Genomic DNA, 21,954 nt, shown 5'->3' with positions numbered 1-21,954 from the left:
CAAATCGCCGCTTCTGTGCCACAGAAGCGGCGATCTGTTGCGTGCATCGGGGCTATTTTGCGTTGTACAGCATTCCAAGCCTTAGAGTTTCGTACTAAAGCGAATCCTTCAGAGGGTCGGGAGATATCCATGGACGCGAAGGACATTGGCGAAATTGCCAGCTGGCTCATGCAAGCCGGTCTCAAGGGAATGACGGAAGTCGATATCCTCTCGGGTTTCTGCGAGCAGTGCCGTCAGCATGGTCTCAACATCGATCGGGCCATGGCGCTGATGGATACGCTGCATCCGGTCTATGAGGGCCGCGCCTTCCGCTGGGATGGCAATCAGATCATCGAGCGCGAGTTCGAATATGGCCCGACGCAACAGGGGATCGCCTCCGAGAATTGGCAGCGTTCCGCCTTCTATCATATGCTGACGACAGGCGGAGACGAGGTGCGCCGACGTATCGGCTTCGGTGATCCGACCGATTTCTACGGGCTCGACACGCTGCTGGCCGATGGTCACACCGATTACATCGCCATGATCCACCGCTTCGAAGAGGGCGGCACGATCGGCGAAATGGATTGCTTCTATTCCAACTTCGCCACCGCCGCCGAAATGGGATTTCCGGAAGAGGATTTGCGCGTGCTGCGCAAGCTGACGCCGGCGCTTGCTCTCGCCATCAAATGCACCGGCATGAGCCGCATCGCCCGTACCATTGCCGAGGTCTATCTCGGCGAAGACGCCGCCCGGCATGTGCTTGAAGGCAAGATCACCCGAGGCAAGACGGAGCGGATTTCGGCGGCACTGTGGTTTTCCGATCTCGCCAACTACACGCGCATCTCCGATACGGCCGAGCCGGATGAAATCATCCCGATGCTGAATGCCTATGCCGATGCGGTCATCTCCTCGATCCATGAGGCGGGCGGCAACGTGCTGAAGCTGATCGGCGACGGCACGCTGGCGATCTTCAAGGCTCGCAATTCCGCTGACGCCTGCACCGCCGCGCTGATGGCGGAATCGCTGCTGCGCCAGCGGCTGCGTGACCTCAATTCGCAGCGGCAGATCGAAGGCCGGCCGGTCACGGACGTTTATCTCGGCTTGCATATCGGGGACGTGTTCTATGGCAATATAGGCAGCATGGACCGGCTGGACTTCACGGTCATCGGGCCGGCCGTCAACGAAGTCAGCCGTATCGCTTCGATGTGCCGATCGGCTGACCGTAACATCCTCATGTCGTCGAATTTCGTCGAGGCGCTGGCAGGCCAGCAAAGCAACGATCTCGTTTCCGTCGGCCGTTATGCACTGCGTGGCGTCAAGCGGCCGCAGGAATTGTTCACGCTGCTCTCTTCGGCGGCCTGACCCCTCCGCGGTGACGGCTTTCAGCGGCGGCCGGCCGCAAACATCGGGCCGCCCTTGCTTGCAGGGAAGCCATAGCCGTTGATCATCACGAGATCGATATCGCTGGCGCGGGCAGCGATGCCTTCCGCAAGCAACGCCTCGCCTTCGGTGGCCATGGCTTTCAGCAGGCGCCCGACGATCTCTTCCGCGGTGAAGCTCCTAGGTACAATGCCTTTTTCGGCGCGAGCGGCTTCGATCATGACCGCTACCTCAGGATCAACAGTCCGTTTGCCGTCGGGATAGGCATACCAGCCGCGGCCCGTCTTCTGGCCGAAGCGGCCGGCTTCGCAGAGCCGGTCGGCGATGACGACGTAGCGTTCCGAGGGATCGCGTGTTGCGGCCTGCCGCTTGCGGCGCGCCCAGGCGATTTCCAAACCTGCCATATCGAACACAGCAAAGGGCCCCATCGGAAAGCCGTAGGCTTCCAGTGCTGCGTCGATCTCCTGCGGCGACGCGCCATCCTCGACCATGTATTCCGCTTCGCGGCGATAGGCGGAAAAGATGCGGTTGCCGATGAAGCCTTCGGTGACGCCCGATACGACAGGCAGTTTGCCGAGCCGCTTTGCCAGGGCAAGGGCTGTCGCCAGCACGTCAGGCGCCGTCTGCTTGCAGTGCACGACTTCGAGGAGCCGCATGATATGGGCGGGCGAGAAGAAGTGCAGTCCCACGACGCGCTTGGGCAGCTTAGTGGCCGAAGCGATCACATCGGGATCGAGATAGCTGGTATTGGTCGCAAGGATTGCATCGGCGCGGACGATGCCATCAAGGCGTTGGAAGAGCTCGGTCTTGACGGCGAGATCATCGAAAATAGCTTCGATGACCATATCGGCTTTTGCGAGCTCTTGAATCTCCGCCGTCACGGTCAGCCGGCTGAGGCGATCTTCGCGGCCAGCTGTATCGAGGCGACCGGATTGCACGGCCTTGTCGAGTAGGCCGGCGATGCGCTCGCGCCCTTTGTCAGCCGCTTCGGCATTTTGCTCGACGCCGATGACGCGGTAGCCGCCGTTGAGAGCGGAGACCGCGATGCCCGAACCCATCAGGCCTGTGCCGACGATGCCGATGGTTTCGATCTTGCGAGCAGCGACGCCCTCCAGTCCCTCGACCTTGCCGGCGGCGCGTTCCGCGAAGAAGACATGCCGCAACGCCGTGGCCTCTTCGCTATCGCGAAGCGCAATAAAAGTGCGGCGTTCCTCGGCCAGCCCTTTGGATAAAGACACGGTCGCCGCTAGGCGCACGACGCGAATGGCTTCGACCGGTGCGCGCTGACCGCGCGCCTTCCGCAATGCGTCCGATGCCGCCTTATCGATCACATCTGTAGCTTCCGGAGGAACGGTCAGCGATCCCGTGCGGCGTAACGATGCGGCGTCGGCCGTCTTGGCGTCGGTGATAGCTTCGGCGATCAATTCACCTTTGGCCATGCCGTCCACGATACCGAGCTTGAGCGCTTCGGCGGCGGAGACGATGCGTGCATTGGCGATCATATCGATGGCGGCGGCGATGCCGGTGAGCCGCGGCAGGCGCTGCGTGCCGCCGGCGCCGGGTATAATGCCGAGCTTGACTTCCGGCAGGCCGAGCTTCGCGGTCGGCGCGGCAAGGCGGTGATGGCAGGCGAGCGCCACTTCCAGCCCGCCGCCGAGGGCCACGCCATTGATCGCGGCGACAACGGGTTTGGCAACGGTTTCGATGCGGGCGATGACATCAGGTAGGTGCGGCTCGACCGGCGGCTTGCCGAATTCCTTGATATCGGCGCCGCCGATGAAGCTGTTGCCCGCACCGGTGAGCACGATGCCGGCAATATTGCCATCCTTCTCCGCATGGTCGAATGCAGCCATCAGGCCGACCCGGACATCGGCAGAGAGCGCGTTGACGGGCGCATTGTCTATGGTGACGACGAGAATCCCGTCGGTCAGCGCCGCCGAGATGGTGTCCGAAAAGCGCAATGCCGACATGATCTTGACCGCCTATATTATTCCGGAATGACTGCCGTTGCCTGGATCTCGATCTTGGCACGATCTTCGACAAGGGCGACGACTTGCACGGCCGCCATGGCTGGAAAATGGCGCCCGATGATCTCGCGATAGGCCTGACCGATCCCCTTCAGGTTGCCGAGATATTCCTGCTTGTCGGTGAAATACCAGGTCATCGAGGTGATGTGCTTCGGCTCGGCGCCGCCTTCTGCAAGAATTGCAACGACATTCTTCAGCGTCTGGCGCACCTGCTCGACGAAATCGTCGCTTTCGAATTCGCAGGCGGCATTCCAGCCGACCTGGCCGCCGACGAACACCATGCGGCCCGTCGCCGCCATGCCATTGGCATAGCCGATCGGCTTGGCCCAGCCTTCAGGTTGCAGGATGGTGTGCATCGGTCGTCTCCAGATGAGAGGTCAGCGCGGCGCGGAGATCATCCGGCCATTCAATGGATTTATGCGTATCGAGCGAGGTGGCGACGACGCGGTGCTTGGCCGTCCACAGCACATGGCCGTTTGCCGAAACCTGGTGTTCGAGATCGAGCGAGGAACGGCCGACACCACGGACTGCAAGGACGAATTCGAGATCGTCACCCTGCAGGCCCGGCTTGATGAAGGTCAGATCGAGCCGCACGGTGGGGACACCGATGCGGCGGTCGTCGATCAACTTTCGCCAGGAGAAGCTGATCGAGGCGAAATAGTCTTCCAGCACCCCGACAAGGATGTTCAGATAGGATGGGAAATAGGCGATCCCGGAGGGATCGCAATCTCCGAAGCGCAGAGGTCTGGTGATCTTGAATGCCAAGGCGGGCCTCAGTTCGAAAAGGCGGCGATGCCGGTGATGGCGCGGCCGAGAATGAGGGCGTGGATGTCGTGCGTGCCCTCATAGGTGTTGACCACTTCGAGGTTGACGAGATGGCGCGCAATGCCGAACTCATCCGAAATGCCGTTACCCCCCAGCATGTCGCGGGCAGCGCGGGCGATATCCAGCGCCTTGCCGCAGCTGTTGCGCTTGAGGATGGAGGTCAGCTCGACCGGCGGATGGCCTTCTTCCTTCATGCGGCCGAGACGCAGGCAGCCCTGCAGGCCGAGCGTGATCTCAGTCACCATGTCGGCAAGCTTCTTCTGGATCAGCTGGTTGGCAGCAAGGGGGCGGCCGAACTGTTTGCGGTCGAGTACATATTGGCGTGCCCTAGCATAGCAATCCTCGGCGGCGCCGAGCGCACCCCAGGCGATGCCGAAGCGTGCTGAATTGAGGCAGGTGAAGGGACCCTTGAGGCCGGATACATTCGGCATCAGGTTTTCCTCGGGCACGAAGACATTATCCATGACGACTTCGCCCGTTATGGAGGCGCGCAGGCCCACCTTGCCGTGGATCGCGGGGGCTGACAGGCCCTTCCAGCCCTTTTCGAGGATGAAGCCGCGGATAAGACCGTCCTCGGTCTTCGCCCAGACGACGAAGACATCGGCGATCGGCGCGTTGGAAATCCAGGTCTTGGCGCCGGTCAGGCTATAGCCGCCATCGACCTTCTTTGCGCGTGTGACCATCGAGCCCGGATCGGAGCCATGGTTCGGCTCGGTGAGGCCGAAGCAGCCGATCCATTCGCCGGCCGCCAGCTTCGGCAGGTATTTCTGCTTCTGCGCTTCCGAACCAAAGGTCTCGATCGGCACCATGACGAGCGAGGACTGCACGCTCATCATCGAGCGGTAGCCGCTGTCGACGCGCTCGACCTCGCGAGCAATCAGGCCGTAGGCGACATAGCTGAGGCCGGCGCCGCCATATTCGGGAGAAATCGTCGGGCCAAGCAGGCCGAGCTCGCCCATTTCGCGGAAGATCGCCGGATCGGTCTTTTCATGGCGGAAGGCTTCGAGGACGCGGGGCGCGAGCTTTTCCTGCGCGTAGGAATGCGCGGTATCCAGCACCATCCTTTCGTCATCGCTCAGCTGTTCCGTCAGCCGGAACGGGTCGGCCCAGTCGAAAATCTCGCGGCTCATGCTGGTATCTCCCATTAATTGGTCTTCAAAAGTTCGCGCGCGACGATGAGTTTCTGAACTTCTGTTGCACCTTCATAGATGCGAAGCGCGCGGATCTCCCGATAGAGTTTTTCCGTTATCTCGCCCGATTTCACGCCGCGCCCGCCAAAAAGCTGGACGGCGCGGTCGATGACATTTTGCGCGGTTTCCGTCGCAGTCATCTTGGCCATGGCGGCTTCGCGCGTCGTCGGCAAGCGCTGTACGTCGCGGCGCCAGGCCGCCCGGTAGGTGAGCAGTGCCGCCGCGTCGATGCCGGTCGCCATATCGCCGAGGGCGGCCTGCGTCAACTGAAGGTCGGCCAACGCCGCGCCGAACATCGGACGTGACCGCGCATGGGCAAGCGATTCATCGAGCGCGCGACGGGCAAAGCCGAGGCCGGCAGCGGCGACCGAGGCGCGGAAGATATCGAGCGTGCGCATGGCGATCTTGAAGCCTTCGCCTGACGCGCCGAGGCGGCGCGATGCGGGAATGCGGCAATTGTCGAAGCGGATCGTCGCCAGTGGATGCGGCGCGATCACTTCGATGCGCTCGGCAATCGAGAAGCCGGGATCGTCGGCAAAGACGACGAAGGCCGAGATGCCTCGGGTTCCCGGCGCTTCGCCGGTGCGCGCGAAGACGGTGTAAACGTCGGCAATGCCGCCATTGGAAATCCAGGTCTTCTCGCCGTCGAGGACATAGTGATCGCCATCGGGGCGGGCAGCGCAGCTCATCGCGGCTACATCGGAGCCGGCGTCCTTTTCCGACAGCGCGAAGGCGGCGAGCCATTCGCCGGAGCGCACCTTGGGCAGGACGGTCGAGCGCAATTCGTGCGAGCCGGAAAGGCCGATGGCGCCGGTGCCGAGCCCCTGCATGGCAAAGGCGAAATCGGCAAGGCCATCATGCCAGGCGAGCGTTTCGCGGGCGAGGCAGACCATGCGGGAATCGATCAGCGGTTCGCTATCGGACGCGCCTGTCGCGGCAGCTAGAAGCCCGGCTTCGCCCAGCGCCTTGACCAGCGTGCGGCATGCGTCGTCGACATCGGCGTGATCGATGGAAGCCATGATGCCCGACCTCGCGAAGGCGTCGACCTCGGCGGCAAAACGGTGATGGCGCTCCTCGAAGAAGGGCCAATCCAGATGATCGCGGGTCGGGCCGGGGAGGCTGCTTGCCGTGGACATCAGCTCAATCCCCCTGGAATTCAGGCCGGCGCTTGGCCGCGAAGGCTTCGAAAGCGCGGCGGAAATCTTGCGTCGCCATACAGATCGCCTGCGCCTGCGCTTCGGATTCGATCATTTCGTCAATGCCCATCGCCCATTCCTGGTTCAGCATGGTCTTGGTCATGCCGTGCGCGAACCATGGGCCGTCGGCCAGCGAGCGGGCGAGTTTGAGCGCTTCGTTTTCGAGCTCGGCGCTGGCGTGCAGGCTGTTATAGAAGCCCCAGGCCTGTCCTTCCGCAGATGTCATCGAGCGGCCGGTAAAGAGAAGCTCGGCGGCGCGGCCCTGGCCGATGATGCGGGGCAGGATGCCGCAGGCGCCCATGTCCGCGCCGGCAAGGCCGACGCGGGTGAAGAGGAAGGCAGTCTTGGCTTCGGGCGTTGCCAGCCTCAGGTCAGAGGCCATGGCAAGGATGGCGCCGGCGCCGGCGCAAATGCCGTCCACCGCCGAGATGATCGGTTGCGGGCATTTGCGCATCGCCTTGACGAGATCGCCGGTCATGCGTGTGAAGGCCAGAAGCTCGGGCATCGCCATGCGCGTCAGCGGCTCGATGATCTCGAAGACATCGCCGCCGGAGGAGAAATTGCCACCCGCGCCCGTCAGCACGATGGCGCGGATATCCGATGCGTAAACGAGATCGCGGAACAGATCGCGCAGTTCGGCATAGCTGTCAAAGGTCAGCGGGTTCTTACGTTCCGGACGGTTCAGGCGGATGGTGGCGACACGGCCGTCTTCGCTGACATCCCAGAGGAAATGATCAGGCTTATAATCCTTGAAGGGCTTCAGGTGTCCCTTCATCGTCATATCTAGATCGCTCATCCCTCAAATCTCCCCACCGGCAACCGCGATTGCCTGTCCATTGATCGATGCGGCAGCCGGCGAGGCCAGCCACAGCACGGTATCTGCGATCTCTTCCGGTTTGATCAGCCGGCCCTGCGGATTGGATTTCGTGAATTCGCCAAGCGCCTGTTCTGCTGTACGCCCGGTCCTGGCGACAATCGTCTCGATCGAGCGCTGGATGATCGGTGTATCGGTAAAGCCGGGGCAGACGGCATTGACCGTGATGCCGGTCCTTGCCAGCTCCAGCGCCAGCGAGCGGGTCAGGCCGACGACTCCATGTTTGGCGGCAACGTAAGCCGAGACGTACCCATATCCCTTCAAGCCAGCCGTCGAGGCGATGTTGATGATACGCGCGCCGGGACCGTAAGCCTTCAGATCGGGAAGGGCAGCCTGCGTCACCACGAAAACGCCTGTGAGATCGACCGAGAGAACGTGATTCCAGGCCTCAAGGCTCGTCTTCTCGAAGGCTGCGCTCGGTGCCTCACCGGCATTGTTGACGAGGATATCGACGGAGCCGAACTTCTCACGCGCCTTGGCAAGGCCCTGGGAGACGGCTTCAGGGCTGGTGACATCGAAGCCATCGACCACGAGAGTCTGGGCACCGATTTCGGCGGCAACCGCTTGCAGCGGCTCGCGGCGGCGACCCGCGAGGCTGACGTGCGCGCCCTCGGCGGCAAGCGCCTTGGCGATCGCTGCACCGATGCCACTGCCGGCCCCGGTGACAAGTGCGTGACGGCCGGCGAGTTTGCCCGAAGTCGTCATTTCATCCTCATTTCGCCGGTGCTGCCGTGGCCGCACGGGCAAGGTTGGTTTCATACTGCGTCTTGCCGGAAAGATATTGCTTCGGCCAGGGAATGGAAGTCAGGCCGATCTTGGCAGCTTCATGCAGTGCCCAGGCCGGATCGGCCAGATGCGGGCGGGCGATGGCGCAGAGATCGGCGCGGCCGGCGGCGATGATCGAATTGGCGTGGTCAGCTTCCGAGATCGCGCCGACGGCGATCGTCGGGATGCCGATCTCGTTGCGGATCTTGTCGGAGAAGGGTGTCTGGAACAGGCGGCCATAGACGGGCTTTTCCTGCTTCGACACCTGGCCCGAAGAGCAGTCAATGAGGTCAGCGCCGGCCTCCTTGAACATGCGGGCAAAGATAGCCGCATCTTCCGGCGTGTTGCCTCCGTCAGTCCAGTCGTGGCAGGAGAGACGAACGGAGATCGGCTTGTCCGCCGGCCAGATGGCGCGCATTGCCCTAAAGACCTCCAGGGGATAGCGAGCGCGATTCTCATGGCTGCCGCCATATTCGTCGTCGCGCAGATTGGTGAGCGGCGACAGGAAGCTCGAGAGCAGATAGCCATGCGCGCAATGCAGTTCCAGCCAGTCCGCGCCTGTCTCAATGGCGAGCTCGGTCGAGCGGATGAAGTCGGCCTTGACGCGCTCCATATCGGCGCGATCCATGGCCTTCGGCACTTGGCTGTTCTTGAGGTAGGGGATTGCTGATGCCGAGATCAGCGGCCAGTCGCCTTCGGGGAGCGGCTGGTCGATGCCTTCCCAGGCAAGCTTCGTCGCGCCCTTGCGGCCGGCGTGGCCGAGCTGGATGCCGACTTTGGCGGCGCTGTTCGTGTGCACGAAATCGACGAGGCGCTTCCACTGCGCCACCTGCTCGTTATTCCAGAGACCGAGGCAGCCGGGGGTGATGCGGGCGTCCGGTGTCACGCAGGTCATTTCCGCGAAGATCAGCCCCGCGCCTCCAAGCGCGCGAGAGCCGAGATGGACGATGTGGAAATCGTTCATCACGCCGTCTTCAGCCGAATACATGGCCATCGGCGACATGACGATGCGGTTGACGAGCTGGACATCGCGCAGCCGGTAGGGCGTGAACATCGGCGGCAGGCAGCGATCGTTGCCGACGTCGAGGCCGGATTTTTCAGCGAACCAGCGCTCATAGCCTTCGAGCCAGGTCTTGTCGCGCAGCCGGAGATTTTCGTGGCTGATGCGCTGCGAGCGAGTCAGCATCGAATACATGAACTGCGGCGGCTCGAGCGTATCGGCATAGCGGCGGCCGACGACTTCGAACCATTCCATCGCATTGCGCGCGGCGTTCTGAATGCGGGCGACATCGACGCGGCGGATTTCCTCGTAGGTTTCGAGGACGGCCGGCATCTTGTCTTTGCCGTGCCCATGAATCTGGAACTGCCGGGTTAGCTCGATGGCATCGTCGATGGCGAGCTTCGTGCCGGAGCCGATGGCGAAATGCGCGGTGTGGGCGGCATCGCCCATCAACACGACATGAGAATTGCCGTTGAAATGGCTCCACTTGCCGCAGATCAGGCGGTTGAAATTCAGCCAGGCCGAGCCGCGGATATGGCGGGCATTGGTCATCAGCGAAGCGCCTTCGAGCACTTCGGAGAATAGGTTTTCGCAGAAGGCGATGGAGCCGTCCTGGTCCATCTTGTCGAGGCCGTGGGCGAGGTAGGCCTCTTCCGTCGTCTCAACGATGAAGGTCGAGGTCTTGTCGTCAAACTTGTAGATATGCGCCTGGAACCAGCCGTGATCGGTGCGGCGGAAATCGAAGGTGAAGGCGTCGAAAAGCTTGTTGGTGCCGAGCCAGATATAGCGGTTCGGCCGGGTGATCATGTCAGGCTGGAAGACTTCCGGATAATGATTGCGGATCTTGGAATTGAGGCCGTCCGAGCCGATGATCAGATCGGCATCGGGATAGTCGAGATCGGAGTTGACCTCCGTTTCGAAGATCAGCTCGACTCCGAGCGCTTCGCAGCGGCGCTGCAGAATATTGAGCAGCTTCTTTCGCCCGATGCCGACAAAGCCGTGGCCGGAGGTGCGCTGGCGGGTGTCCTTGAACAGGACTTCGATATCGTCCCAATGGTTGAAGGCATCCTCGATCTCGGCAGCACTTTCCGGATCCCATTCCCGCATCGAAACCATGGTTGCGTCGGAGAAGACGACGCCCCAGCCGAAGGTGTCATAGGGACGGTTGCGCTCGACGACGCGGATGGAGTGTTCAGGATGGAGCTTCTTCATTAGAAGCGCGAAGTAGAGCCCTGCGGGGCCGCCGCCGATACAGACGATGCGCATCGCTTTTCCTCCTTATTCGGCTGGAGCCGACCTCAAAATAATTTAAGTTTAAAATATCTTGTTGGAGCCATTCGTCAAGGCTTTTCCTGCTCCAATATGCAGCCTGTAGGCGCTCATAATAGCAGGAAAATCGAAAATAGCCTTTTTGAATCAATCAGGAGCCAAAAATATTTTAGGCTTAAAATTTCTTGCTTGAACATTGCAGCCTTCGGTGCGATCTTTTTTAGCAATGCCACATGGGCCGCGGGGAAACGGCTGTCGTGGCGATCGATCGATAAGAATGTGGGAGCAAGGCAATGCTGGGACCGACCGGTCATACCGATACATTCACGCGAGACAATCTGCCCCCTTTCGACCAATGGCCGGAACTGCGGATGGAGGGTTTCGATTATCCGGAATGGCTGAATGCCGGCTTCGAACTCAGTGACCGGATGGTCGAAAAGGGTTTCGCCGATCACGTGGCCCTGATCGGTAATGGCCGTCGTCGCACCTACAAGGAACTGGCGGACTGGACCAATCGCATCGCCCACGCGCTTGTCGAGGATTTCGGCGTCAAGCCGGGCAATCGCGTTCTCATCCGCTCCGGCAACAACCCAGCCATGATTGCCTGCTGGCTGGCGGTGACGAAGGTCGGTGCCGTCGCCGTCAATACCATGCCGATGCTGCGGGCCGGAGAGCTTTCGAAGATCATCGACAAGGCGGAGATCTCCTTTGCGCTTTGCGATACGAGGCTACTGGAGGAACTCGTCACAGCCGCCAAAGACAGTCGGTTCCTGAAGCAGGTCGTCGGTTTCGACGGCACCGCCAACCATGATGCCGAACTCGACCGGATCGCGCTCAACAAGCCCGTTCGCTTCGAGCCGGTCAAAACCGGGCGTGATGATGTGGCGCTGCTCGGCTTCACCTCGGGCTCGACGGGTGTGCCGAAGGCCACCATGCACTTTCATCGGGATATCCTGATCATTGCCGACGCCTATGCCAAGGAAGTCCTGCAGGTGACGCCGGATGACGTCTTCATCGGCTCGCCGCCGATCGCCTTTACCTTCGGGCTCGGCGGTCTCGTCATCTTCCCCTTGAGGTTCGGGGCGTCGACGGCGCTGCTCGAAAACGCCTCGCCGAAGAACATGGTCGAGATCATTCAGGAGTACGGCGCGACCATCAGCTTCACGGCGCCGACGGCCTATCGCGCCATGCTGGCAGCGATGGAAGAGGGGGCGGATCTGTCTTCACTTCGTATCGCCGTTTCGGCCGGCGAGACGCTGCCGGGCCCGATTTTCGAGGAATGGACGCGCAAGACCGGCAAGCCCATCCTCGACGGCATCGGCTCGACCGAGATGCTGCATATCTTCATTTCCAACCGCCTGTCCGACGTCAAGCCGAACTGCACGGGCAAGCCGCTGACGGGCTATGAGGCCCGCGTTGTCGATGACGATATGAACGAGGTTCCGCGTGGGGTCATCGGCAAGCTCGTCGTTCGCGGGCCGATCGGCTGCCGTTATCTCGCCGACCACAGACAGGCCGACTACGTGCGAGATGGCTGGAATCTGACGGGCGACAGCTTCATTCAGGATGAGGACGGCTATTTCCATTTTGCCGCCCGTTCCGACGACATCATTCTTTCGGCCGGTTACAATATTGCCGGACCGGAAGTAGAAGCAGCCCTTCTTTCGCATGCCGATGTGCTGGAATGTGCCGTCGTCGGTAAGCCCGACGAAGAAAGGGGCCATATCGTGCAGGCGCATGTGGTGCTGGCACCCGGCATCGTTGCCTCGGATCTGCAGGTTCGCAAGCTGCAGGATCATGTGAAGGCGGTCATCGCGCCCTACAAATATCCGCGTTCCATTATCTTCGTCGAAGCTCTGCCGAAGACGGAATCGGGCAAGATACAGCGTTTCCGCCTGCGCAACTGAACGTCCGAGTGCTTATCAGGCAGCGTTTTCCTGGCCCGTCTCGCGACCGAGCCAATGCGGATCGATTTCCGGCAGGGGAATGGCGTCGAGCAGCATTCGCGTATAGGCGGAAGCCGGCGCCGTGAAGACGCGCTCGCAATCGCCTTCCTCCTCGACACGGCCATGGCGCAGGACATAGACGCGGTCGCAGACGGCGCGGATGACGGAGAGATCGTGGCTGATGAACGCCATCGAGAGGCCGAGATCGCGCGAAAGCTCCTTCAGTAGATTCAGAACCTGGGCCTGGGTCGACACGTCGAGGCCGGAGACGATCTCGTCGGCGAGTACGAAATCCGGCTTCAGCAGAGCGGCACGCGCGATGCCGATGCGCTGGCGCTGGCCGCCCGAGAGTTCATGCGGATTGTGATCGAGGCATGCCTGAGGCAGCGTCACGCGTTCGAGAATTGCGGCAACCTGCCGCTCAGCTTCTTTCCGGTCCGAAGCCAGCCGATGTAGCAGTAACGGCTCGACGAGGATGCGGCGGATCGTGTGGCGCGGATTGAGCGAGGCCATCGGATCTTGAAAGATCATCTGCATGCGGCGGCGTAGCGGCCGCATCTCTGAATCGGGCAGATGCGCGATGTCTCGGCCATCGAAATGAATGCTGCCTGCCGTCACATCGACCAGCTGCAGCAGAGCGCGGCCGAGTGTCGTCTTGCCTGAGCCGCTTTCGCCAACGATGCCGATAGTTTCGCCACGACGGATGTCGATATCGACACCATGCAGCACCTTGATACCCAAGCCCGGCGGCCCGAAAAGGTGCCGCTTGGCGCCATAGGTGACCTCGATGCCTCTGGCCGAAAGGAGAGTATCGGAAACGCTCATCGGCTTCCCTCCGGAATGCCGATCTCGCGGCGCAATTGTTCGAAAACGGCTTGCGGCACCGGCGTCAGTCCGGCATCCGGCCGGTCGTAGCGCGGCCCGGCCGATATCAGGGATTTTGTATAGATATGCTTGGGATGCGTCAGCACGTCGCTCGTGCGTCCGTCTTCGATCACCTTGCCAGCGTAGAGCAGGGTCACACTGTCGCAGATCTGGGCGACAACGCCGAGATCGTGGGTGACGAAGATGACGGCGGTGCCGTGCGCTTCCTGCAGGCCGCGGATCAGCCGCAGGATCTGCTTCTGCACGGTAACGTCGAGCGCGGTGGTCGGCTCGTCGGCGACGACCAGTTTCGGCTCCAGCGCGAAGGCGGCTGCGATCAGGATGCGCTGGCGCATGCCGCCGGACAATTCATGCGGATAGGCGCGCAGCACGCGCTCGGGATCGCGGATATGCACCTCCTCCAGCAGCTTCAGCGCGCGCCGGCGGGCATTGTCCGATGACATGCCCCGCTTCAACCGCAGGCCGTCGGTCAGTTGCGCCTCGATGCGCCGGCCGGGATTGAGTGCCGTTTGCGGGTCCTGCGGGATCAGCGAGATTTCGCTGCCCATGATGTCTCGCAATTCCCTGGCGGAGAGTGTGAGCAGGTCGCGGTTCTCGAACAATATCGAGCCGTTTGTGATGCGGACGCTGCGCGGCAGTATGCCGAGCAGGGCTTTGGCGATGGTGGATTTTCCGGCGCCGCTTTCGCCGACAAGACCGCGCACTTCGCCGCGCGTGAGCGTCAGGGAAACATCGCGCAGGATCGGTGCGCCGCCGTCGCGGTCGGATATGGCACTGAGGCCCGTCATGGAGAGAAGTGGAGATGTCATCGGCGCATCACCGGATCGAGGGCGCGGCGCAGACCGTCACCGAGTTGATTGAAGGCAAGCACCGTCGCGAAGAGCGCGATCAGCGGTACGACCAGTACCCACCAGCCCTGATAGATCATCTGCCGCCCCTCGGCGATCATGCCGCCCCAGGTCGGCGTATCGGAGGCGACCGACAGGCCGACGAAGGACAGGATAGCTTCGACGATGACGGCAATGCCCATTTCCAGGCTGACGAGGGCGATCAGCACCGGCGTCACATTGGGCAGGATTTCGCTGAAGAGGATTCTGGCCCGCGAAAAGCCGATCGTGTGGGCGGCGGTCACATAATCCATCCGCGCCTGCGCCTGCGTTTCCGAGCGCACGACGCGAGAGAAGCGCGTCCAGTCGATGATGACGATGGCCGCGATGACCGAGTGCACGCCGGAGCCGAAGACGGCGACGAGCAGGATCGACAGCAGTACCGGTGGGAAGGCCATCCAGATATCGACAAGGCGGGAGATCGCCTTGTCGATCCAGCCGCCATACCAGCCGGCGAGAAGGCCGAGCAGCGTGCCGATCAGGGCCGCAAGCCCGGCCGCGACGAAGGCGACCGTGAGAGCGATGCGTGTGCCGAAGATGGCGCGCGACAGCACGTCGCGGCCGAGATCGTCGGTGCCGAATAGGAAGCCCGGATCGGAACCCTCGATCCATGCCGGCGGTAAGGTGCCGGACATCAGATCCTGCTCCAACGGGTCCTTCGGTGCGATATAGGGAGCAAAAATCGCGAGGATGAGGAGGATGAGGATGAAGCCGCCGCCAAAGATCACCTTTGGCTCGGCGAGCAGCGCGCGCAAACGTTTCGCCATTCTGAAGGGTGATTGCGGCATCGCGGGCGAGGTAACGTCAGCCATGAGCGAGCCTCGGATTGAAGGCCGCGACCAGCAGATCGACCGCCAGATTGACGAGAATGAAGAGGGCGCCGAAGACCAGCACCAGCCCCTGGATCAGCGGCAGGTCGCGGTTGATGACGGCATCGATCGCCATGTTGCCGATGCCGGGATAGGCGAAGATGCGCTCGACGATGACGGTGCCGCCGATCAGGAAGGTGAATTGCACGCCGGTCAGCGCGATCGTCGGGCCGACGGCATTGCGCAGCGCCTCCTGCAGCACCAGCCGCAGCTCAGACATGCCTTTCAGCTTGGCGAGCAGAATATAGTCCTGCACCATGGCCTCGGAGAGCGCTGCCTTCAGCACGCGGGCGATGATGGCGGCGAGCGGCAGGCCGAGCGCCAGGACCGGCATGACCATATGGGCGCAGATGTCGGCGAAGATCGCAAAGCGAAACGTTACGAGGCTTTCGATGAGATAGAAGGGCGTTGCGAATTGCGCGTCGATGCCCGGATCGATGCGTCCGGAGAGCGGGAAAAGCGGAAAAAGAACGCCGAGGACAAGGACCAGCGCCAGCGCCCAGACAAAATCCGGAACAGCCAGCAAAAGGCCGTTCAGGCTGTCGATCACGGGTTCGAAAATCGTGCGGCGGGCGAGCGTGCCGACAATGGCAACCGCGCCGCCGAGAAGAACCGCCAGGACCAGCGCGGCAAAGGCAAGCTCCAGCGTTGCGGGAAGGCGCTCGCGGAGCAGGGAGAGCACATCGCGTTTCAGGGAGATCGATGTCCCGAAATCGCCCGTCAGAACCGCTTTCAGCCAAAGCCAGAATTGCGTGGTCAGGCTCGCATCGAGCCCGTAATGGGCGCGCAGCGCGGCGATGTCGGCAGGGCTTGCGCCCGGCGAGATCATCATCGCGATCGGATCGCCCGGCACGACGCGCAGGAGGACGAAGACGATCACCGCCACTCCGAAGAGGGTGATCGCGGCCATGATCAGCCGGTTCAATATGGAGACTGCTATCATGCGTTATGAGTTCCGATGGCACGGCTATGGCGCTGAAGAGTCCTAAGCCCCTCATCCGACCTCCTGAGCCTGTCGAAGGGCGGGCACCTTCTCCCCGTTTTGACGGGGAGAAGGGGAAAGAGGCACCTGCAGCCTACCCCTAACAACGTGCTCCGGCGAGGATACAAAGGTCGTCCCCTCTCCCCGCCTCTTCGACAAGCTCAGGACGGGGAGAGGGCTAGGGTGTGGGGCAAGGCTGCACGATCAAAGCTCGACGCATCAAGCCTTCGACACCAGCGTCGGCTGCAGGGCGCCGGAAACGTTCGGCGTAACCTTCAGGCTCGATTTATAAACGATCGGCTGGGCATATTGCAGCAACGGGATCACGTAGCCCTGCTCGGCGATATATTTGATCGCCGCTTTCCAGCCGGCGATGCGCTTGGACTCGTCCTTTTCCACCCAGAGCGGCCCCAGCATGTCGTCGACATCCTTGGTTTTCCAGGCTGAGTGCGGCGAGGGGCCGAACATGGCGAAGCCGGTCGAGGTCGTCGGATCGCCGATGGCGTTGCCCCAGTTGTAGAAGGCGGCTGGGCCGAGTTGATGGGCGGCGCGCAGCTCATAATGCTTGGCGATTTCGTAAACTTCGATCTCAGCCTCGATACCGACCTTGCGCCACATGCCGACGATCGCCTGGATCATCTCGTAATCCTTCGGCTTGAAGCCGCGGGTCGTCTTGATGGTGAATTTCACCGGCTTGTCCGGCGAATAGCCGCTGGCGGCCAGGAGCTTTTTGGCCTGTTCCGGATCGTAAGGGATTTTGACTGACGCGTCGTAGGCTTCGTACTCCGGCGCCTCCAGTGTCGATAGCGGCTTGCCGTAGCCGCGCAGCAGCCGCTTGATGATCGCTTCCTTGTCGATCGCCATATTCGCGGCGAGGCGGACATTCTTGTCGAGCATCGGATCGACATTGCTGATGAAGATCATGCCGATATCGGAGATTGGGGTGGCGACGCCCGCAAGACCGGATTTCTTCTTCAGCCGGTCGAAATCCTCATAGGGGATTTCCAGCGTCACGTCGGACGAACCGGACTCGATTTCGGCGACACGGCTCGTCGTGTCCGGCACGAACTTGAAGATGACGGTATCGAAGGCGGGCTTGCCGCCGAAATAGTTCGGGTTTGCCTTCAGGCGCAGATAGGAATTGCCCTCATAGGCATCGACCATATAGGGGCCCGTGCCGATCGGCTTCTTTTCGAAGCCCTGCGCGCCCGCCTTGGTGTAATAGTCCTTGGGCAGGACATAGCCGGTGAGAAAGGCCATCCATTTGAAATAGGTCGGCTCGAAACGGACGACATCGCCGGTGATGCGGTTGCCTTCCACCTTGTAATTGTTGGCGGTCGACCAGATGAACTGGATCGGGTTGCCGGTGTCCTGCTTGGCGGCGCGCTCCAGCGACCAGACGACGTCATCCGGTGTAAACTTGGAGCCGTCGTGCCAGGTCACACCTTCGCGAACGTCCATCCAGACTTTTGTCTTGTCATCGTTCCAGCCCCAGGCCGTCAAAAGGCCCGGCTGGAACTTCAGGTCCGGTCCCTGGCCGATATACTGGTCGAAGATCGAGCGATAGATCGCCTGGATCGTCGGATTAACGGCCGACGGGCCTGTCGTCGGATCGAAAGAGGGCAAATTGACGTTGAAAGCGATGGTCAGTGTGCCGGCTTCCGCTGCTTCCACAGGCGTTCTGCCGGCTAAAATCCCAGTCATGAATGCGGCTGCGCCGAGGCTCAGGGCCTCGCGCCGAGTAAGCGTTGTCATGGTCACTCCGTTCCCCTGTTAAGCGACAGAAAAGCATGACGCCCAACTGCCGCTGGCGATTTATTGTCGGAATGTTTTAATCTTAAAATACATATTTTGGAGCGGCAAGCGCTTTCTCTGGTGCTTCCGTAAAATCCCGGTCCGCAATTCTTACTCGGCTTCACATGTTCGCATAAATTTTATGCATACGCATACATTTGAGTGCAACGGAGATATCCGAGTCAACAATAACGGCTGGCGTCAGCATATTGCTGCCCAGCCGATGTCGCAAAATGATGCGGCGATATCGCATAATTGTTCGTTGACAGTTCAAGGAAGTTCAAAATATGATTTTGCAAATGATTTAAAACAAGCCCGCAAGGGCAAAGGGGTAACGTCATGGCCGAGCGATCGTTTGCGCGCGAGGTCGAGGATCTGAAGCTCGGGGAAGGCGATATCTTCCGCGGCGAGGGTATTCTCGCGATCACCAAGGCACTTCTGCAATCCGGTGTCTCCTATGTCGGCGGCTATCAGGGCTCGCCGATTTCCCATCTTATGGACGTGCTGGCCGACGCCAAGGACGTGATGCAGGATCTGGGCGTCCATTTCGAGACATCGGCTTCGGAAGCGGCCGCAGCCGCCATGCTGTCCGCCTCCGTCATGTATCCGGTGCGCGGCGCCGTCACTTGGAAATCGACGGCGGGCACCAATGTCGCGTCGGACGCGCTTTCCAACCTGTCTTCGGGCGGCGTGACCGGTGGTGCGCTTATCATCATCGGCGAGGATTACGGCGAGGGTTCCTCGATCATGCAGGAGCGCAGCCATGCCTATGCGATGAAATCGCAAATGTGGCTGCTTAATCCGCGCCCGAACCTGCCGTCGATCGTGCAGGCGGTGGAAGAGGGCTTCGAGCTTTCGGAAGTGTCGAACACGCCCGTCATGCTGCAGGTCGGCATCCGCAGCTGTCATGTCCACGGTCAGTTCGTCGCCAAGGACAACAAGCGGCCGGCCTATACGCTGAAGCAGGCGCTGGAAAATCCGGTTCGCGACGTCAACCGCATCGTGCTGCCGCCGGCCTCCTTCCTGCATGAGAAGGAGAAGCTGGAGAAGCGCTGGCCTGCAGCGGTCAATTTCATCAAGGAGCGGCAGCTCAACGAGTATTTCGGCCCGTCCGAAGGCGAAGTCGGCATCATCCTGCTCGGTGGCGCCTACAATGGCGTGCTGCGCGCGCTGCAGCAGCTCGGGCTTGCCGATGTCTACGGCAACTCCGCCGTGCCGCTTTACGTCCTCAATGTCGCCTATCCGCTTGTGGATGACCAGATCGCCGAATTCTGCGCCAACAAGAAGGCGGTGCTGATGGTCGAAGAGGGGGCGCCGGAATATATCGAGCAATCCCTGAATACGATCCTGCGCCGCCGCGATATCCAGACCAAGGTCGCGGGCAAGGATGTGCTGCCAATGGGCGGCGAATATACCGCGCCCGTATTGATGAAGGGCATCAAGAATTTTCTGGAGATCCATCAGCGCGTGCTGCTCGGCAACCAGCCGCCGCTGCCGGATCCAACGCCTATTCTCAACGATCCGAAGATCAAGGCGCTAGCCGAAGTCGTGCCGCCACGTCCGCCCGGCTTCTGCATCGGCTGTCCCGAGCGGCCGATTTTCGCCGCCATGAAGATGGTGGAGAGCGAACTCGGCCAGCATCACATATCAGGCGATATAGGCTGCCACCTCTTCTCGATCCTGCCGCCCTTCAATATCGGCAGCACGACCATGGGCTACGGGCTCGGGCCGGCCGCCGCGTCTGCCTTCAATGTCGCGGCCGACAAGCGCGTGATTTCGGTCATGGGTGATGGGGGCTTCTGGCACAATGGCCTCGCGACGTCGGTCGGCAATGCCGTCTTCAACAAACAGGATGGCGTCATCCTCGTCGTCGACAACTATTACTCGGCGGCGACCGGCGGGCAGGACATACCGTCCTCGCGTGCGCTCAATCCGCGTCGCAAGACCAACAATTCCATCGTCAACGCCGTCAAAGGCATCGGCGCGACCTGGGTGCGTCAGGTCGACCGGACCTACGATGTCGCCAAGATGCGCGATACGCTCCGCGAGGCTTTGACCTCGAAGGAGCCGGGGCCGAAGATCATCGTTGCCTCCTCGGAATGCATGCTCAACAAGCAGCGCCGCGTGAAGCCGCAATTCGCCAAGGCCATCAAGGACGGCAAGCGCATGGTCAAGGAGCGCTTCGGCGTGGACGAGGATGTCTGCACCGGCGATCACGCCTGCATCCGCCTTTCCGGCTGTCCTTCGTTGTCGGTCAAGCATACCGACGATCCGCTGAAGGACGATCCGGTGGCGGCGATCGACAACAATTGCGTGGGATGCGGCAATTGCGGCGAAGTCTCGGAGGCGGCGGTGCTTTGTCCCTCCTTCTATCGGGCCGATATCATCCATAATCCGACGGGCTGGGATCGTTTTGTTGCCCGCATGCGTTCCGTCATCATCGGCTGGCTGCAGGCGCGTCGCCGCGCCGGCCGCATCGTCTTTTCAGATTGAGAGGGCGAGATGAACGAACATGTGAGCATGAGTGATCTCGGCGCTGCCAGGCTTTCTACGGATAAGCCGCTGTCGCTTGCCATTCTCGCCATGGGTGGGCAGGGCGGCGGTGTCCTCGCCGACTGGATCGTCGGCCTTGCCGAGGCCGAAGGCTGGATGGCGCAGACGACCTCCGTGCCGGGCGTGGCCCAGCGGACGGGCGCGACGATCTATTATATTGAAATGCTGCCGGCGAAAGATGGTCATGCGCCGATCTTCTCGCTGATGCCGACGCCCGGTGATGTCGATGTCGTCATGGCGGCTGAGCTGATGGAGGCTGGCCGCTCGGTGCTGCGCGGTCTGGTCACACCGGACAAGACCCTGCTGATCGCCTCGACGCACCGCTCCTTTGCGGTTGCGGAAAAGGAAAAGCCGGGCGATGGCATCGGCAATGCCGAGGTGGTGGTGGATGCCACGGATTTCGCCGCCAAGCGCACTATCGCTTTCGACATGGAAACGATGGCCGTCAAGAACGGCAGCGTGATTTCGGCCTCGATGTTCGGCGCTTTGGCGGGTTCGGGGGCGCTGCCGTTCGGCAAGCAGGCTTTCGAGGCGATGATCCGCGCCGGCGGCAAGGGCATCGAGCCGAGCCTGAAGGCGTTCAATGCCGCTTTCGATCGCGTCAAGGAGAAGCCGCGTGATGCGGTTTCCGCAACGCCGCCGAAGCACTTCGATGCTCTGCCCGAGACGGCCGGTCATCCGGCCTTGGACCGTCTGGTCAATCGCATCCGTTCGGAATTTCCGGAAGTTGCCTGGCCGCTGTTGTTTGCCGGCGTCAAGAAGCTGACCGATTATCAGGACCCGGCCTATGCAGACGAATATCTGAGCCGTGTCGCGGTGCTTCATGCGCTGGATCGCAAGGCCGGCGGCGCGAACAAGGATTTCGCCTTTACCGTGCAAGCGGCGAAGTATGTCGCAGTCGCCATGGCCTATGACGATGTCATTCGCGTTGCCGATCTGAAGGTGCGCGGTTCGCGCTTCGAGCGCGTTCGTAAGGAAGTCGGCGCCAAGGACGACCAGATCGTCTACATGACCGAATACATGCACCCGCGCATGGACGAGGTCTGTGGCACGATGCCGAAAGGCATGGGTCTCTGGATCGAAAACCAGCCGCGCCTGTTTGCCCGGCTCGACCGCTTCGTCAACAAGGGGCGTCGCGTTCAGACGGGCACGCTGTTCTGGTTCCTCGGCCTCTATATGCTCTCGGCGCTACGCCGCATCCGTCGCGGCACATTGCGGCATGCCCGCGAGGTGGAGCATCGCGAGGCCTGGCTTGGTGCGGCCTCCAATCTGGTGGCCACGAACTACGATCTTGCCGTCGAGGTGCTCGGCAACCGCCGGCTTGTCAAAGGTTACTCCGATACGCATGCACGCGGGCTTTCCAAGTTCGATCGCGTCATGTCGGCGCTGCCGCTCCTGCGCGAGCGCGAGGATGGAGCCGCGTGGATGCGACGGCTGCGGCAGGCTGCACTTCTGGACGAAAAGGGTACGGCGCTCGACGGAGCGCTCAAAACGGTCGGGACACTCTGACACGACCACGCCGGACGCAAATAA

17 protein-coding genes are annotated in these 21,954 nt (G+C 61.6%); 4 read left to right on the top strand and 13 right to left on the bottom strand.

Annotated elements, in window-relative coordinates; translation table 11 throughout:
* The first annotated feature begins 129 nt into the window (after positions 1 to 129).
* On the top strand, positions 130 to 1,341 hold the full coding sequence (locus AC13QY_RS11810; RefSeq protein ID WP_113330311.1) for an adenylate/guanylate cyclase domain-containing protein: 1,212 nt from the start codon (positions 130 to 132) through the stop codon (positions 1,339 to 1,341).
* A 20-nt stretch (positions 1,342 to 1,361) separates the two neighbouring features.
* Here the strand turns inward: AC13QY_RS11810 and AC13QY_RS11805 are convergent, their stop codons facing one another.
* Genes AC13QY_RS11805 through AC13QY_RS11770 form a run of 8 tightly spaced genes read right to left on the bottom strand, consistent with a single transcriptional unit; the run spans position 1,362 to position 10,502 of the window.
* Entirely contained in the window at positions 1,362 to 3,329 is a 1,968-nt protein-coding gene (locus tag AC13QY_RS11805) for a 3-hydroxyacyl-CoA dehydrogenase NAD-binding domain-containing protein (protein ID WP_269245073.1), read from the bottom strand.
* Between the two features lie 17 nt (positions 3,330 to 3,346).
* A complete protein-coding gene (locus AC13QY_RS11800; protein ID WP_069611780.1) occupies positions 3,347 to 3,742 on the bottom strand; it encodes a RidA family protein in 396 nt (131 codons plus the stop codon).
* A complete protein-coding gene (locus AC13QY_RS11795; protein ID WP_269245074.1) occupies positions 3,720 to 4,151 on the bottom strand; it encodes an acyl-CoA thioesterase in 432 nt (143 codons plus the stop codon). The genes AC13QY_RS11800 and AC13QY_RS11795 overlap by 23 nt, the downstream gene beginning before the upstream one ends.
* 8 nt (positions 4,152 to 4,159) lie before the next feature.
* Positions 4,160 to 5,341, bottom strand: coding sequence for an acyl-CoA dehydrogenase (locus AC13QY_RS11790; RefSeq protein ID WP_113395554.1), 1,182 nt, complete (start codon positions 5,339 to 5,341; stop codon positions 4,160 to 4,162).
* A gap of 14 nt (positions 5,342 to 5,355) precedes the next feature.
* Complete coding sequence (locus AC13QY_RS11785) at positions 5,356 to 6,537, bottom strand: acyl-CoA dehydrogenase family protein (protein ID WP_488493467.1); 1,182 nt, start codon at positions 6,535 to 6,537, stop codon at positions 5,356 to 5,358.
* A 4-nt stretch (positions 6,538 to 6,541) separates the two neighbouring features.
* On the bottom strand, positions 6,542 to 7,393 hold the full coding sequence (locus tag AC13QY_RS11780) for an enoyl-CoA hydratase family protein (protein WP_488493466.1): 852 nt from the start codon (positions 7,391 to 7,393) through the stop codon (positions 6,542 to 6,544).
* 3 nt (positions 7,394 to 7,396) lie between these two features.
* Positions 7,397 to 8,176, bottom strand: coding sequence for an SDR family NAD(P)-dependent oxidoreductase (locus AC13QY_RS11775; protein ID WP_488493465.1), 780 nt, complete (start codon positions 8,174 to 8,176; stop codon positions 7,397 to 7,399).
* Positions 8,177 to 8,183: 7 nt separating this feature from the next.
* Positions 8,184 to 10,502: a bifunctional salicylyl-CoA 5-hydroxylase/oxidoreductase gene (locus AC13QY_RS11770; RefSeq protein ID WP_488493464.1), complete on the bottom strand. Its 2,319-nt coding sequence runs from the start codon at positions 10,500 to 10,502 to the stop codon at positions 8,184 to 8,186.
* A 296-nt stretch (positions 10,503 to 10,798) separates the two neighbouring features.
* Between AC13QY_RS11770 and AC13QY_RS11765 the strand changes: the two genes are divergently transcribed.
* Positions 10,799 to 12,412: an AMP-binding protein gene (locus tag AC13QY_RS11765; RefSeq protein WP_113330304.1), complete on the top strand. Its 1,614-nt coding sequence runs from the start codon at positions 10,799 to 10,801 to the stop codon at positions 12,410 to 12,412.
* Positions 12,413 to 12,427: 15 nt separating this feature from the next.
* On the opposite strand, the gene AC13QY_RS11760 is transcribed toward AC13QY_RS11765, so the two are convergent.
* The 5 genes from AC13QY_RS11760 to AC13QY_RS11740 form a co-directional block, all read right to left on the bottom strand.
* A complete protein-coding gene (locus AC13QY_RS11760) occupies positions 12,428 to 13,276 on the bottom strand; it encodes an ATP-binding cassette domain-containing protein (protein WP_488493463.1) in 849 nt (282 codons plus the stop codon).
* Complete coding sequence (locus tag AC13QY_RS11755) at positions 13,273 to 14,145, bottom strand: ABC transporter ATP-binding protein (RefSeq protein ID WP_488493462.1); 873 nt, start codon at positions 14,143 to 14,145, stop codon at positions 13,273 to 13,275. Before AC13QY_RS11755 ends, AC13QY_RS11760 begins: the two co-directional genes overlap by 4 nt.
* On the bottom strand, positions 14,142 to 15,035 hold the full coding sequence (locus tag AC13QY_RS11750) for an ABC transporter permease (protein WP_488493461.1): 894 nt from the start codon (positions 15,033 to 15,035) through the stop codon (positions 14,142 to 14,144). Before AC13QY_RS11750 ends, AC13QY_RS11755 begins: the two co-directional genes overlap by 4 nt.
* Positions 15,028 to 16,035 (bottom strand): ABC transporter permease, encoded by a 1,008-nt coding sequence (locus tag AC13QY_RS11745; protein WP_113330300.1) that lies wholly within the window; start codon positions 16,033 to 16,035, stop codon positions 15,028 to 15,030. Before AC13QY_RS11745 ends, AC13QY_RS11750 begins: the two co-directional genes overlap by 8 nt.
* 258 nt (positions 16,036 to 16,293) lie before the next feature.
* On the bottom strand, positions 16,294 to 17,829 hold the full coding sequence (locus AC13QY_RS11740) for an ABC transporter substrate-binding protein (RefSeq protein ID WP_113330299.1): 1,536 nt from the start codon (positions 17,827 to 17,829) through the stop codon (positions 16,294 to 16,296).
* A 378-nt stretch (positions 17,830 to 18,207) separates the two neighbouring features.
* On the opposite strand from AC13QY_RS11740, the gene AC13QY_RS11735 reads away from it, so the two are divergent.
* Together AC13QY_RS11735 and AC13QY_RS11730 are read left to right on the top strand one after the other, a co-directional pair.
* The gene (locus AC13QY_RS11735; RefSeq protein ID WP_113395509.1) at positions 18,208 to 20,361 is read left to right on the top strand and encodes a ferredoxin family protein; all 2,154 of its coding nucleotides are present in this window, start codon (positions 18,208 to 18,210) and stop codon (positions 20,359 to 20,361) included.
* A 9-nt stretch (positions 20,362 to 20,370) separates the two neighbouring features.
* Entirely contained in the window at positions 20,371 to 21,930 is a 1,560-nt protein-coding gene (locus tag AC13QY_RS11730; protein ID WP_113395508.1) for an indolepyruvate oxidoreductase subunit beta family protein, read from the top strand.
* Positions 21,931 to 21,954: the final 24 nt, after the last annotated feature.

It is taken from the genome of Martinezella sp. CNPSo 3795, assembly GCF_057784475.1.
Note: the sequence above shows the minus strand (reverse complement) of the source record. Positions and strands in the feature narration are given on the sequence as shown.

Coding starts and splice junctions, on each gene's coding strand:
- AC13QY_RS11810 (WP_113330311.1), top strand. CDS start 130: ATGGACGCGAAGGACATTGGCGAAATTGCCAGCTGGCTCATGCAAGCC.
- AC13QY_RS11805 (WP_269245073.1), bottom strand. CDS start 3,329: ATGTCGGCATTGCGCTTTTCGGACACCATCTCGGCGGCGCTGACCGAC.
- AC13QY_RS11800 (WP_069611780.1), bottom strand. CDS start 3,742: ATGCACACCATCCTGCAACCTGAAGGCTGGGCCAAGCCGATCGGCTAT.
- AC13QY_RS11790 (WP_113395554.1), bottom strand. CDS start 5,341: ATGAGCCGCGAGATTTTCGACTGGGCCGACCCGTTCCGGCTGACGGAA.
- AC13QY_RS11785 (WP_488493467.1), bottom strand. CDS start 6,537: ATGTCCACGGCAAGCAGCCTCCCCGGCCCGACCCGCGATCATCTGGAT.
- AC13QY_RS11780 (WP_488493466.1), bottom strand. CDS start 7,393: ATGAGCGATCTAGATATGACGATGAAGGGACACCTGAAGCCCTTCAAG.
- AC13QY_RS11775 (WP_488493465.1), bottom strand. CDS start 8,176: ATGACGACTTCGGGCAAACTCGCCGGCCGTCACGCACTTGTCACCGGG.
- AC13QY_RS11770 (WP_488493464.1), bottom strand. CDS start 10,502: ATGCGCATCGTCTGTATCGGCGGCGGCCCCGCAGGGCTCTACTTCGCG.
- AC13QY_RS11765 (WP_113330304.1), top strand. CDS start 10,799: ATGCTGGGACCGACCGGTCATACCGATACATTCACGCGAGACAATCTG.
- AC13QY_RS11760 (WP_488493463.1), bottom strand. CDS start 13,276: ATGAGCGTTTCCGATACTCTCCTTTCGGCCAGAGGCATCGAGGTCACC.
- AC13QY_RS11755 (WP_488493462.1), bottom strand. CDS start 14,145: ATGACATCTCCACTTCTCTCCATGACGGGCCTCAGTGCCATATCCGAC.
- AC13QY_RS11750 (WP_488493461.1), bottom strand. CDS start 15,035: ATGGCTGACGTTACCTCGCCCGCGATGCCGCAATCACCCTTCAGAATG.
- AC13QY_RS11745 (WP_113330300.1), bottom strand. CDS start 16,035: ATGATAGCAGTCTCCATATTGAACCGGCTGATCATGGCCGCGATCACC.
- AC13QY_RS11740 (WP_113330299.1), bottom strand. CDS start 17,829: ATGACAACGCTTACTCGGCGCGAGGCCCTGAGCCTCGGCGCAGCCGCA.
- AC13QY_RS11735 (WP_113395509.1), top strand. CDS start 18,208: ATGGCCGAGCGATCGTTTGCGCGCGAGGTCGAGGATCTGAAGCTCGGG.
- AC13QY_RS11730 (WP_113395508.1), top strand. CDS start 20,371: ATGAACGAACATGTGAGCATGAGTGATCTCGGCGCTGCCAGGCTTTCT.